Source organism: Microbacterium fluminis, from assembly GCF_051549805.1.
In the GTDB taxonomy this organism is placed as follows: Bacteria; Actinomycetota; Actinomycetes; order Actinomycetales; family Microbacteriaceae; genus Microbacterium.
Genome location: NZ_CP196042.1, coordinates 625,808 through 638,977 on the forward strand (window position 1 = coordinate 625,808; position 13,170 = coordinate 638,977).

Genomic DNA, 13,170 nt, shown 5'->3' on the forward strand with positions numbered 1-13,170 from the left:
TCAGCGCGGGGCGTGCGCCTGCAGGAACTCGTACACGTCGGTCGTGTCCACCCCGGGGAACGCGCCCGTGGGAAGCGTCGCCAGCAGCGTGCGCGGGGTCTTGACATTGGGCCACGACTGCGTGCGCCACGCCGACTCGAGGTCGGCCGGGGCGCGTCGGCAGCACACCTCGACCGCGTGCCGCGAGACGCCGCGGTTGGGGGTGTCGCGCCCGAGGAACCATTTCGTGTCGTCGAAGCGCACACCGACCGACACCGAGTGGGCCCCTTCGCTGGATGCCTCCACCCGCGCCGTGCACCAGTACGTGCCGTTGCCGGTGTCGGTGTACTGGTAGTACGGGTTGAACTTGTCGTCGACGTCGAACACCACCCGACTGGTCCACTTGCGGCAGCACATCTGCCCCTCGCTGGAGCCCAGACGGTCGGTCGGGAAGTTCACGTCGTCGTTCTCGTAGGACTTCGTGATCGTGCCCGACTCGTGCACCTTGAGGAAGTGCACCGGGATGCCGAGGTGCTCCGTGGCGAGATTGGTGAACCGGTGCGCCGCGGTCTCGTACGACACCGAGTACGCGTCGCGGAGGTCCTCGATCGAGATGGCCCGACGGGCCTTCGCGTCCTGCAGGAACGGCACCGCGTGCTCCTGCGGGATGAGGAGCGCCCCGGTGAGGTAGTTCGTCTCCACGCGCTGGCGGAGGAACTCGGCGTAGCTGGTGGGCTCGGAGTGCCCGAGGATGCGGCTGGACAGCGCCTGCAGCACCGCCGTGCGCGGATCGCCCTTGGCCGTGAGCCGACTGGAGAGGTAGAGCCGGCCGTTCTTCAGATCGGCGACGCTGCGGGTGGTCTGCGGCAGGTCGGGCACGTAGTGCAGCGTGAACCCGAGATGCGCGGCGATGTCCGAGGCGGTGCGCTGGGTGAGCGGCCCGCCGGGGTGGTCGACCGCGGAGAGGATGCCGCGGGCCTGCGCCTCCAGATCGGGGAACCAGTTGTCCTGAGTGCGCATGAGCCGCCGCAGGGCGACGTTGGCGCGACGAGCCTCCTCGGGGGTGGCGGAGCGCTCGTCGCGCAGCCGCTCGATCTCGCCCTGCAACGCGAGCATGGCTCGGAGCGCGTCGTCGGGCACCGAGCGGCCGATGCGGAAGGGGGCGATCCCGAGCGCCTGGAACGTCGAGCCGCGCATCGCGCGCTCGAGCCCGATCTCGAGGGTGGAGCGTTCGTCGAGCGGCGCCGATTCGAGCAGGGCGTCGAGGGTCGTCGACAGGGCACGGGCGATCGCCTGGAGCAGCGTGAGCTTCGGCTCGCGCCGGCCGTTCTCGATCATCGACAGCTGACTCGGCGCGCGGTCGACCGCCGAGGCGAGCTCCTCGAGCGTCATGCCGCGGTCGGTGCGCAGCTGCCGGATGCGCCGGCCGATCGTCAGGGAGTCCACCTCACGATCGTCGCCGGGATCTGCGGTCAGCGACGGTGGTGTCACGGTGCTCATACGGCGATTCTGTCACAGAAGCAGAAATTCGGCCGATCTTCACACGCGAATCGGCGGGTAGTGGGACAGAACTTCACACACAGTGGAGCTACGACCCGGTGACCATCCACCGCTCGAGCGAGAGGAGCACATCATGACCATCACGACCGCGTTCCGGCCGATGTCCACGCAGACCGGCCCCACCCCGGTGGCGACGCACGAGGCCGCGATCGACGTCGTCGGTCCCGTGCGAGACCGCTACGACGAGATCCTCACCCCCGACGCGCTGGCGTTCCTCACCGAGCTGCACACCCGGTTCGGCGGTCGACGCCACGACCGGCTCGCCGAGCGGATGCGCCGCCGGTTCGAGATCGGGAACGGCCACGACCCCCGCTTCCGCGACGACACCGCTCACATCCGCGACGACGCCGACTGGCGCGTGGCCGGAGCGGGCCCCGGTCTGGAGGACCGCCGGGTGGAGATCACCGGGCCCACCGACCCCAAGATGACGATCAACGCGCTGAACTCGGGCGCGAAGGTGTGGCTGGCCGACCAGGAGGATGCCACCTCCCCCACCTGGAAGAACGTCATCGAGGGGCAGCTGAGCCTGCGCGACGCGATCCGAGGCGAGCTGTCGTTCACCTCCGCCGACGGCAGGACCTACGAGGTGACCGCCGAGCGCACCCCGACGATCGTGATGCGCCCGCGCGGCTGGCATCTGCCGGAGAAGCACCTCGAGGTCACCGACCGCGCCGGACGCCGGATGGCGGCATCCGGATCCCTCGTGGACTTCGGGCTGTACTTCTTCCACAACGCGCAGCAGCTGATCGCGAACGGGCGCGGGCCGTACTTCTACCTCGCCAAGCTGGAGTCCAGCGAAGAGGCCAGGCTGTGGGACGACGTGTTCTCGTTCAGCGAGGAGTACATCGGCATCCCGCACGGCACCATCCGTGCGACGGTCCTCATCGAGACGCTCCCCGCCGCGTTCGAGATGGAGGAGATCCTCTTCGAGCTGCGCGACCACGTGGCGGGCCTCAACGCCGGCCGCTGGGACTACATCTTCTCGATCATCAAGAACTACCGCGGCCGCGGTGCCCGGTTCGTGCTGCCCGACCGCAGCGAGGTGACGATGACGGTGCCGTTCATGCGGGCCTACACGGAGCTGCTGGTCAAGACGTGCCACAAGCGCGGGGCCTTCGCGATCGGCGGCATGAGCGCGTTCATCCCGAACCGCCGCGACCCCGAGGTGACCGCCCGGGCGTTCGAGAAGGTGGCCGCCGACAAGAAGCGCGAGGCCGGCGACGGATTCGACGGCACGTGGGTGGCGCACCCCGACCTGATCCCCACGGCCCAGGCCGAGTTCGACGCGGTGCTGGGCGACCGCCCCAACCAGGTCGACCGTCAGCGCGACGACGTGCAGGTGTCGGCGGCCGAGCTGCTCGACGTGCACATCGGACGCCCCGTGACGGCCGAGGGCGTGCACGCCAACGTGTCGGTCGCGATCCGCTACATCGAGGCGTGGCTGCGCGGGCTGGGCGCCGTGGCGCTGGACAACCTCATGGAGGATGCCGCGACCGCCGAGATCTCGCGGTCCCAGGTGTGGCAGTGGATCCACCAGGACCGCGCCACCGAGGACGGCACCCCGATCACCCGCGACTACATCGAGGGCCTGATCACCCGGGTGCTGGGCGAGGTGGCGCGCTCGGAGGGCGACCGCTTCGACGACGCCGCGGAGGTCTTCCGCGAGGTGGCGCTCGGGCAGGACTTCCCTGCGTTCCTGACCCTGCCCGCCTACGCGCGCCACCTCACCGAGACCGCGTGAGTCGCGGCATCCCGAATCGACGACAAAGGACACGACATGACCACCTACCAGGACGACCTCGCCTCGATCGACGCCCTCAAGCAGCAGCACGGATCGGCATGGGACGCGATCGACCCCGAGAACGTCGTGCGCATGCGGGCGCAGAACCGCTTCCGCACCGGGCTCGAGATCGCGCAGTACACCGCCGACATCATGCGGGCCGACATGGCCGAGTACGACGACGACGCGTCCCTGTACACGCAGTCGCTGGGCGTCTGGCACGGCTTCATCGGACAGCAGAAGCTCATCTCGATCAAGAAGCACCTGAAGTCGACGAAGAAGCGGTACTTGTACCTGTCGGGCTGGATGGTCGCCGCCCTCCGTTCGGAGTTCGGACCGCTGCCCGACCAGTCGATGCACGAGAAGACGGCCGTCCCGGCGCTCATCGAGGAGCTGTACACGTTCCTGCGCCAGGCCGACACGCGCGAGCTCGACCTGCTGTTCACGGCGCTCGATCGCGCGCGGGCGGCGGGCGACGAGACGGCGGTGGAGTTCATCCAGACGCAGATCGACACGTACGAGACCCACGTCGTGCCGATCATCGCCGACATCGACGCCGGCTTCGGCAATCCCGAAGCGACGTACCTGCTGGCCAAGAAGATGATCGAGGCGGGTGCGTGCGCCATCCAGATCGAGAACCAGGTCTCGGACGAGAAGCAGTGCGGCCACCAGGACGGCAAGGTCACCGTGCCGCACGAGGACTTCCTCGCGAAGATCAACGCGGTGCGCTACGCCTTCCTCGAGCTCGGCATCGACAACGGCATCATCGTCGCCCGCACCGACTCGCTCGGCGCGGGACTCACGCAGAAGATCGCCGTCTCGCACGAGCCGGGCGACCTCGGCGACCAGTACAACGCGTTCCTCGACGTCGAGGAGGTCGCCGCCGGCGATCTGAGCGACGGCGACGTGATCATCCGCCGCGAGGGCAGGCTCCTGCGCCCGCGGCGCCTGGCCAGCAACCTCTATCAGTTCCGCGCCGGAACGGGTGAGGACCGCGTGGTGCTCGACTGCATCACATCGCTGCAGAACGGCGCCGACCTGCTGTGGATCGAGACCGAGAAGCCGCACGTCGAGCAGATCGCCGGGATGGTCGACCGCATCCGCGAGGTCGTGCCGAACGCCAAGCTGGTCTACAACAACAGCCCGTCGTTCAACTGGACGCTCAACTTCCGGCAGCAGGCATACGACGCGCTGGCGGCGCAGGGCGAGGACGTCTCCGCGTACGACCGGGCCGACCTGATGAGCGTGGAGTACGACGACACCGCGCTGGCCACGCTCGCCGACGAGCGGATCCGCACATTCCAGCGCGACGGTGCCGCCCGCGCCGGGATCTTCCACCACCTCATCACCCTGCCGACCTACCACACGGCCGCGCTGTCGACCGATGACCTGGCCAAGGGCTACTTCGGCGACGAGGGCATGCTCGCGTACGTCAAGGGCGTGCAGCGTCGTGAGATCCGCGGGGGCATCGCGACGGTCAAGCATCAGAACATGGCCGGCAGCGACATCGGCGACAACCACAAGGAGTACTTCGCCGGGGATGCCGCGCTCAAGGCCGGCGGCAAGGACAACACGATGAACCAGTTCGGCTGAACCCGGTTCTCCCGCGAGGGGGCGCGGATCGCGGCATCCATTCGTCCGGATGCCGCGATTTGCGTCCCCTCGTCCCTGGACCCCTCCTGCCGAGCGGTCGCAACACGCCGTACCGCCTCGCGCGCGCGGCGAGTCGCGACCGTTCGTCGATGGCGCGGGCGTACAGGAGCGAGCGGGAATGCGCCGTCATGGACAGTGGGCGACGCCGAACGGCCGGACTACGCTCGAAACGTGACCGAACGCGCCCCGCTCTCCCGCAAGCTCTCGTCCATCGCCGAGTCGGCGACCCTCAAGGTCGACGCGAAGGCGAAGTCGCTCCAGGCCGCCGGCCGCCCGGTGATCAGCTTCGCCGCCGGCGAGCCCGACTTCGCCACGCCGCAGTTCATCGTCGACGCCGCCGCGCAGGCGCTGCACGACCCGGCGAACTTCCGCTACACCGCCGCCGCCGGGCTCCCCGTGCTGCGCGAGGCGATCGCCGCGAAGACGCTGCGCGACTCGGGCCTCGAGGTGAGCCCATCGCAGATCATCGTCACCAACGGCGGCAAGCAGGCCGTCTACCAGGCGTTCCAGGCCGTGGTGAACCCGGGCGACGAGGTGCTGCTGCCCGCCCCGTACTGGACCACCTATCCCGAAGCGATCGCCCTGGCCGACGGCATCCCCGTCGAGGTGTTCGCCGGGGCCGACCAGGACTACCTCGTCACCGTCGAGCAGCTCGAGGCCGCCCGCACCGAGAAGACCACGGTGCTCGTGTTCGTGTCGCCGTCGAACCCGACCGGCTCCGTCTACTCCGCCGAGCAGACGAAGGCGATCGGCGAGTGGGCGCTCGCGCACGGCATCTGGGTCATCACCGACGAGATCTATCAGAACCTCGTCTACGAGGGCGCCCGCGCCGTGTCGATCGTCGAGGCCGTTCCCGAGCTCGCGCAGCAGACGATCCTCGTCAACGGCGTCGCGAAGACCTACGCCATGACCGGCTGGCGCGTGGGCTGGATGGTCGGCCCGCAGGACGCGATCAAGGTCGCGGCGAACCTGCAGTCCCACCTGTCGTCGAACGTCAACAACATCGCGCAGCGCGCGGCCCTCGCCGCGCTCACGGGTCCGCAGGCCGAGGCGGAGGAGTTCCGCGTCGCGTTCGACCGGCGCCGCAAGCTCATTGTCGAGGAGCTGTCGACGATCGACGGCGTGAGCGTCCCGACGCCGCTGGGCGCGTTCTACGTGTACCCCGACGTCACCGGGCTGCTCGGCCGCGAGTGGCGGGGGAAGCGCATCGAGACATCCCTCGAGCTCGCCGACCTGATCCTGGACGAGGCCGAGGTGGCCGCGGTTCCCGGCGAGGCGTTCGGGCCGAGCGGCTACCTGCGCTTCTCGTACGCGCTCGGCGACGACGCGATCCGCGAGGGCATCGGCCGCCTGCAGCAGCTCTTCGGCTGAGCCCGGCTAGATCTCGACGCCGACGAGCACCGGTTCGGGCTGGAGGATCAGCCCGAACTCGGACTGCACGCGGCCCTGGATGAATCTCGCCAGCTCGGCGAGCTCCGCGGCCGTCGCGCCGCCGCGGTTGGTGAGGGCGAGCGCGTGCTTGGTCGACAGGCCCGCGCGCGAGCGCGGCAGGCGGAAACCCTTGCCCACCCCGGCGTGCTCGATGAGCCAGCCGGCGCTCACCTTGACCTCGGTGCGATACTCCGGCGGCGGCGGGACGATGCCGTCGAACGCGGCGAGCGGGATCACCGTGACCGGATCGAGCGCGGGCGTCATCGGCCAGCGCGGGCAGGCGTCGGGCAGCGTGCGGGCAAACGACTCCGACACGATCGCGTTCTGGAAGAACGAGCCGGCACTGGAGGTGTCGGGGTCGTCGGCGTCGAGCACCATGCCCTTGCGACGACGCGTCTCGAGCACGTGGTCGCGGATCCAGCCGACGGAGACGGATGCCTCGGGGCCGAGGCCGAGCGCCGTGCGCAGCTGCTCCCCCGCCACCGGCCGCTCCGCTCCACCGACCTCGGCGAGGTCGAGCGTGACGGAGAGGATCACGGCCGACCGCTCGGCGACGAAGCCGTAGTGGTGCTTGAACACCGAAGTGCGGAAACCCAGCCCGAGTTCGGAGGCGGGAACGGTCTGGACATCCCCCGACTCCTCGTCGATGAGCTCGACCTCGACGAGCGTCTCGGCGATCTCCTGCCCGTAGGCGCCGATGTTCTGCACGGGTGCGGCGCCGACGGTGCCGGGGATGCCCGACATCGCCTCGATCCCCGCGAGCCCTTCCGCGACCGCGGAGGCCACGAGCGCGTCCCACGAGTGCCCGGCCTCGACGCGCAGTCGCACGCGACCGGGGTGGGGCGACGGCATCCGCTCGATCCCCTCCGTGAGGATGCGCACCACCGTGCCCTCGAACGGCTCGTCGCCGACGAAGAGGTTCGAGCCGCCGCCGAGCACGAACCAGTCGTCGCCGCCGGCCCAGGTGTCGCGGAGGGCGGCGACGAGCTCGTCGCGCGTGTGCGCGTCGATCATGCGCGCGGGGGCCGCACCGGTGCGCAGCGTGGTCAGCTGCGCGAGCGGGATCGGTTCGATCTCGGGCATGGCGTCAGGACAGCCGCACGCGCACCTGCGCCTTGGCGAGCACGGTGACCTCCGCCGCTCGCACGGTCAGATCGATGCGGGCGTATTCGTCCTCCAGCGCACCGACGGTCGCGGTGATGTGCAGGTCGGCGCCGTCCGCCGGGTCGACCACGACGGGACGGGTGAAGCGCACGCCGTACTCGGCGATGCGGCCCGTGTCGCCCAGCCACGCCTCCAGCGTCGCGACGGCCAGACCCATCGTGAGCATCCCGTGCGCGAGCACGCCCGGAAGACCCACCTCGGCGGCGATGTCGTCGCGGTAGTGGATGGGGTTGAAGTCGCCCGACGCGCCCGCGTAGCGCACGAGCGACTCGCGGGTGAGATGGATGTCGCGCTCGGCCACGACCTGACCGACCGCGAGCTCTCCCAGACCGCTCATGCCGCCTCCTCCCCGACCACGAGCACCGAGGTGGCCGTGACGACGTGGGCGCCGGACGCGTCGACGATGTCGGCGTCGCTGGTGACCATGGCGTTGCCGCCGACCGCGCGGATCGTGCGCACGTGCAGGGTCGCGGTCAGCTCGTCCCCGGCCACGATCGGCCGGGTGTAGCGGAACCGCTGCTCGCCGTGCAGCACGCGCGACAGCACGATTCCCGAGTCCGGCTCGGCCAGCAGCAGCTGGAGGGTGAGGTCCTGCACCACCATCGCGAAGGTGGGCGGGGCGACCACATCGGCGTAGCCGAGTGCGCGGGCGGCCGCCGGGTCGTGGTGCTGCGGAGCATCCGCGAACACCGCCCGGGCGAACTCGCGCACCTTCTCGCGGCCGACGAGGTACGGCGCCGTCGGGGGGAACTCGCGCTCGACGAGCTGGGGATTCACTGGCACCGATCCATCCTACCGACGCGCCGGATGCGCGCCGGGGCCGATCAGCCTCGGCGTGCGCGCACCGCGCGCACCGTCATCTGCGCGGCGATGAAGGTGAGGAAGACTGCGAACAGGATGTTCGATACCAGCGGGTCGAGCAGCGTCGCGAACCAGGCGCCGAGCGCCGTCGTGGTGCACGCGGCGACGCCCACGCACGCCGCGGCCACGAGATCGACGTTCCGCCGGCGCATGTTCCCGACCGTGCCCGAGACCGCCGTGGGGATCATCATCAGCAGCGACGTCCCCTTGGCGATGAGGTCGCTCGTGCCGAACAGCAGCATCAGCGCCGGCACGACCACCACGCCGCCGCCGACGCCGAGGAGGCCCGCCAGGATGCCGGTGATGACGCCGAGCACGACGAGCCCCGAGATCGTGACCCACGTGAGGGGGAGGTCGGCCTCGCGCGAGGGCACCACGAGGAACAGGCTCACGATCACCACCACGAGGAATCCGACGAAGCCCATCCTCAGCACGAACTGCGACAGGCGCGGCAGAAGCCAGGTTCCGATCTGCGCGCCGAACACGGCTCCGACGGCCAGGATCGCGGCCGGCACCCACGCGACGGAACCGTGCACGGCGTAGGAGATCACCCCGACGGTCGCAGTCGGCACGATGGCCGCCAACGAGGTGCCGGCGGCGAGGCGCTGATCGAAGCGCAGCAGCAGCACGAGCAGCGGGACGATCACGGTGCCGCCGCCCACGCCGAAGAGCCCGGACATCAGACCCGCGAGCAGGCCGATGCCGATGCAGGCGAGGACGAACCGGGGTGAGCGTGCGGGACGGGTGGGCGGGGTCGGAGGGAGGATCGCCATCAATTCGTCGCGTCGTCGATCAGCCACGTGCCCCCGACCGAGACGAGCGTGTACGTGTAGTCGCTCGCGATCGGCGTCGTCGATCCGCTGGTGTCGAGCGGGTCGACGTAGCTCTCGGTCGTGTCGACGATGATGTGCTCGCCCTCGGCCGTGACCGCGTTCACCACGAGCATGTAGTCCTGCGTCGAGTCGGTGAAGTTGGCGGAGCTGGAGAGGAAGGTGTCGCAGTCCGGGATCTGCTGATAGACGCGGAAGGACTCGGTGGTCGCCGCAAAGTACTCGTCGCAGTTCGCGGTGCGCCAGGCGTGGTCGTACGTCTCGACCGTCGAGACCGCCGCCTGCTGATCGGCTCCTCTGCCCGTGGCGGCCGAGGGGGTGAACAGACCGATGAGCATCGGGATCAGCACCGCTGCGGCGACCACCAGACCCAGCAGCACGACGCCGAGCACGACCCACACGATCCAGAGCTTCGACTTCGTCTGCGTGGCCGCGGTGAACACGCCGCCCTGCGCGTAGTCGGGGGCCGGCACGTACGCCTGCGCGGCGGGGTCTCCGGCGGTCGGGTAGGTCTGGGTAGCGGAGTACCCCGCGCCCGGGTAGCCCGCGGGGGCGGGGTAGCCCGCACCGGCGTCGTGCAGCGCCGTGGAATCGTGCGCGGCCGGCTGCCCGTCCGGGGCGATCGGCGCCGTCTGCTCCGCGGCCGCGGCGGCCGCAGCATCCGGAGCATGCACGTGGGCGGTCCACTGCTGGCCGTCCCACCAGCGCAGCGCGCCGCTGCCGTCGTCGTACCAGCCCGGGGATGTCGTCGCCATGGCCGCCTCGCTCGCCCTCATCGGCGGCCCGGATGCCGCCGGGACCAGCCTAGTCCTGGCCGGAAGGGCGGTTCCGGATGCCGCGACGCGGTCGGTCCTCGCCGGCGCGGGGCGCATCGACCGACACGTCCAGCACGGGATGGCCGCCGCGGGAGGACCACGTGCCCTCGCGCCCCTCGGCGCCGTGCTGCGCGGCGCGGACCGCCCGCTCGTCGGCCCAGCCGTTGAGGCGGTGCCCGGAGTGCCCGCGCACGTGCTCGAGCACCACGTCGGGCATGCCCGACGCGCGGCGCTCCTCGCGTGCGGCGATGAGGGCGCGGAGGATGTCGACGTTCTTCGCGGGCGCGCCGGTGGACGTCTTCCACCCGCGGCGCGCGTGTCCGTCCATCCACTTCGAATAGGTGTCGATCGCGTACATCGAGTCGGCCTGCACGGTCAGCTTCGCGACGTGCGCGTGGTCGCGGATCGCGTGGAGCAGCCCGAGGAGCTCGCCGATGTTGTTGGTGCCCTCGGCGAGCGACCCGGCGGCCCACTGGCCGTCCTCGCCCACCCACGCCCACCCGGCGGGGCCCGGGTTGCGCTGGCAGGCTCCATCGGTGGCGAGCGTGTAGGCATCCATCCGCCCCATTGTCCCAGCCGCACGGGCTGGTCAATCCCTCGCCCCGGATCGCGGAGCCGGGATAGCGTGGGAGCCGTGGATGTCCCGATCGAGCCAGGCCCGAGTGAGATCAGCTACGACGAGCAGCGCTACCCCGCGCGCCCTCGCCGTCTGCGCCCCCGCGACCAGCTGCGCAGCGGCACTCTGAGACGGTTCCAGTCCGACCCCCGCACCGCGAACGGCACCAATCCGGCGTACGTGGAGTGGCTGGTGCGTCAGTCGATGCTCAAGGACGCCGACGTACTCGCGCGGCAGCTGTCGGGCCAGCCGTCGATGTGGCGCAACCCCTACGCGCGCCCCGACGCGCGCCGGGCCATCGAGACCAGCGACGTCTGGTTCACGGCCTACCCGATCTCGCTCATCACCCGGCCCGGCGAGACGTTCCTCGACGCACTCGGCGACGACCAGCTGTGGGCGGCGTTCGAGCGGATCGGCATCACCGGGCTGCACACCGGCCCCGTCAAGCGGGCGGGCGGCATCACCGGATGGCAGGAGACGCCCAGCGTCGACGGGCACTTCGATCGGATCAGCACCCAGATCGATCCGGAGTTCGGCGATGAGAACGCGTTCCGACGTCTCGCCGACGTGGCCGACGCGCACGGCGGCAGTGTGATCGACGACATCGTGCCCGGGCACACGGGCAAGGGCGCCGACTTCCGCCTGGCGGAGATGGCGCACAAGGACTACCCCGGCATCTACCACATGGTCGAGATCCCGCCGGAGGACTGGCACCTGCTGCCCGACGTCCCCGCGGAGCGGGATTCGGTGAACCTCGACGCCGTGCAGGAGCGCGAGCTCAGCGAGCGCGGCTACATCATCGGCGAGCTGCAGCGGGTGATCTTCTTCACGCCCGGCGTCAAGGAGACCAACTGGAGCGCCACCTCGGCCGTCATCGGCACCGACGGCGTCGAGCGGCGCTGGGTGTATCTGCACTATTTCAAGCAGGGACAGCCCTCGATCAACTGGCTCGACCCGACCTTCTCGGGCATGCGCCTGGTCATCGGCGACGCCCTGCACTCGCTCGGCGACCTCGGCACGAGCGCGCTGCGACTGGACGCGAACGGCTTCCTCGGGGTCGAGAAGAGCGCGGAAGGACTGCCCGCCTGGTCGGAGGGCCACCCGCTCTCGCATGCGGCCAACCACATCATCGCCGGCATGGTGCGCAAGGTCGGCGGCTTCACGTTCCAGGAGCTCAACCTCACGATGGAGGACATCCGCGACACCGGCGCCGTCGGCGCCGATCTGTCGTACGACTTCGTCACGCGCCCGGCGTATCACCACGCCCTCGCCACGGGCAGCACCGAGTTCCTGCGCCTGGCCCTGACCACGGCGCTGGCCACCGGTGTCGAGCCGGTGCAGCTCGTGCACGGCCTGCAGAACCACGACGAGCTCACGTACGAGCTCGTGCATTGGGCGACGACCCACCGCGACGACGTGTTCGAGTTCCGCCACGCGGAGATCACCGGACTCGAGCTGGCGATGCTGGTGCGCGCCGAGCTCACCGAGGTGCTCACGGTCGGGGCCGACTACAACCTCGTCTTCACTCAGAACGGCATCGCGTGCACGACGGCGTCGCTGATCGCCGCCACGCAGGGGAAGCCGACGCTCGCCCACATCACCGACGCCGACGTGCCCGCCATCCGCGACGCGCACCTGCTTCTCGCGACCTACAACGCGTGGCAGCCCGGGGTGTTCGCGCTCTCGGGCTGGGACCTGACCGGCGCGCTCACGCTCCCCGCCGAGGACGTGCGCGACCTGATCTCCACCGGCGACACCCGCTGGATCGAGCGGGGCGCCCACGATCTGCTCGACGCCGCACCCGACGCGGTCCGCTCATCGTCCGGCATCCCGCGCGCACGCACGCTGTACGGACCCCTGCCGCTCCAGCTCGAGGACCCCGACTCGTTCGCGTCCGGACTGCGCGGCGTGCTCGACCTGCGGCGGGCGCACAGCATCGCCACCGCGACGCAGATCGACATCCCGCACGTCGGACACCCCAGCATGCTCGTGCTGGTGCACCGGCTCGACGACGGCGACGCCGCCCGGCCGGATGCGCCCATCCAGCTCACCGTGCTCAACTTCAGCGCGGGCACGATCGAGGGCACCGTGCGGTCGGATCACCTCGCGCCGCGCAGCCCCGTGATCGACGCGCGCAGCGGCGACACGATCGCCCGCATCGACGACCTGCAGAGCTTCTCGTTGGAGCTCGCCCCCTACGAGGGTCGTTTCCTGCTGCTGGGCGCCCCGGAGCCCGAGGAGCTGGCGCCCGTCACGCGGGCGATCCCGATCATCGCCGTAGACCCGCGCGCGTGATCCCGGAGAGGTGCCGCGCGGTGCCGCTCAGGCGCTCTCGAGCGATCGCAGGTGACGGTACGCCCCGCGGTAGAACAGCAGGGGGTCGCGCGCGGCCGCGGGCAGCGGACTGAGCTCGGTGACGCGCCCGACGACGATGTAGTGATCGCCGGCTTCGTGCTCCGACCACGGGATCGTCGTCGTCAC

At 70.4% G+C, this 13,170-nt stretch carries 12 protein-coding genes; 4 read left to right on the forward strand and 8 right to left on the reverse strand.

Features of this window, described 5'->3' with window-relative positions:
- Positions 1-1,479 carry a helix-turn-helix domain-containing protein gene (locus ACSJDX_RS02915; protein ID WP_438354091.1) on the reverse strand — a complete coding sequence of 493 codons (1,479 nt, stop codon included), beginning with the start codon at positions 1,477-1,479 and terminating at the stop codon, positions 1-3.
- Positions 1,480-1,639: 160 nt separating this feature from the next.
- Here ACSJDX_RS02915 and aceB point away from each other — a divergent pair, with 160 nt between their 5' ends.
- The 3 genes from aceB (at position 1,640) to ACSJDX_RS02930 (ending at position 6,343) form a co-directional block, all read left to right on the forward strand.
- A complete protein-coding gene (aceB, locus tag ACSJDX_RS02920; protein ID WP_438354921.1) occupies positions 1,640-3,280 on the forward strand; it encodes a malate synthase A in 1,641 nt (546 codons plus the stop codon).
- A gap of 36 nt (positions 3,281-3,316) precedes the next feature.
- Entirely contained in the window at positions 3,317-4,912 is a 1,596-nt protein-coding gene (locus ACSJDX_RS02925; RefSeq protein WP_438354092.1) for an isocitrate lyase, read from the forward strand.
- A 231-nt stretch (positions 4,913-5,143) separates the two neighbouring features.
- Positions 5,144-6,343 (forward strand): pyridoxal phosphate-dependent aminotransferase, encoded by a 1,200-nt coding sequence (locus tag ACSJDX_RS02930; protein WP_438354093.1) that lies wholly within the window; start codon positions 5,144-5,146, stop codon positions 6,341-6,343.
- Positions 6,344-6,349: 6 nt separating this feature from the next.
- Here ACSJDX_RS02930 and ACSJDX_RS02935 read toward each other — a convergent pair whose 3' ends face one another.
- From ACSJDX_RS02935 to ACSJDX_RS02960, 6 genes are read right to left on the reverse strand one after another with little or no spacing between them, the layout of a single operon-like run.
- On the reverse strand, positions 6,350-7,486 hold the full coding sequence (locus ACSJDX_RS02935; RefSeq protein WP_438354094.1) for a UDP-N-acetylmuramate dehydrogenase: 1,137 nt from the start codon (positions 7,484-7,486) through the stop codon (positions 6,350-6,352).
- A gap of 4 nt (positions 7,487-7,490) precedes the next feature.
- Positions 7,491-7,904, reverse strand: coding sequence for a MaoC/PaaZ C-terminal domain-containing protein (locus ACSJDX_RS02940; RefSeq protein ID WP_438354095.1), 414 nt, complete (start codon positions 7,902-7,904; stop codon positions 7,491-7,493).
- Positions 7,901-8,350 (reverse strand): FAS1-like dehydratase domain-containing protein, encoded by a 450-nt coding sequence (locus tag ACSJDX_RS02945; RefSeq protein WP_438354096.1) that lies wholly within the window; start codon positions 8,348-8,350, stop codon positions 7,901-7,903. Before ACSJDX_RS02945 ends, ACSJDX_RS02940 begins: the two co-directional genes overlap by 4 nt.
- Positions 8,351-8,391: 41 nt before the next feature.
- Entirely contained in the window at positions 8,392-9,201 is an 810-nt protein-coding gene (locus ACSJDX_RS02950) for a sulfite exporter TauE/SafE family protein (protein ID WP_438354097.1), read from the reverse strand.
- Entirely contained in the window at positions 9,201-10,013 is an 813-nt protein-coding gene (locus tag ACSJDX_RS02955) for a DUF2510 domain-containing protein (protein WP_438354098.1), read from the reverse strand. Before ACSJDX_RS02955 ends, ACSJDX_RS02950 begins: the two co-directional genes overlap by 1 nt.
- A gap of 49 nt (positions 10,014-10,062) precedes the next feature.
- The gene (locus ACSJDX_RS02960; protein WP_438354099.1) at positions 10,063-10,632 is read right to left on the reverse strand and encodes a ribonuclease H family protein; all 570 of its coding nucleotides are present in this window, start codon (positions 10,630-10,632) and stop codon (positions 10,063-10,065) included.
- Positions 10,633-10,707: 75 nt separating this feature from the next.
- On the opposite strand from ACSJDX_RS02960, the gene treS reads away from it, so the two are divergent.
- Complete coding sequence (treS, locus tag ACSJDX_RS02965) at positions 10,708-12,984, forward strand: maltose alpha-D-glucosyltransferase (protein ID WP_438354100.1); 2,277 nt, start codon at positions 10,708-10,710, stop codon at positions 12,982-12,984.
- Between the two features lie 27 nt (positions 12,985-13,011).
- Here treS and ACSJDX_RS02970 read toward each other — a convergent pair whose 3' ends face one another.
- Positions 13,012-13,170, reverse strand: a complete 159-nt coding sequence (locus tag ACSJDX_RS02970) for a flavin reductase (RefSeq protein ID WP_438354101.1) — start codon at positions 13,168-13,170, stop codon at positions 13,012-13,014.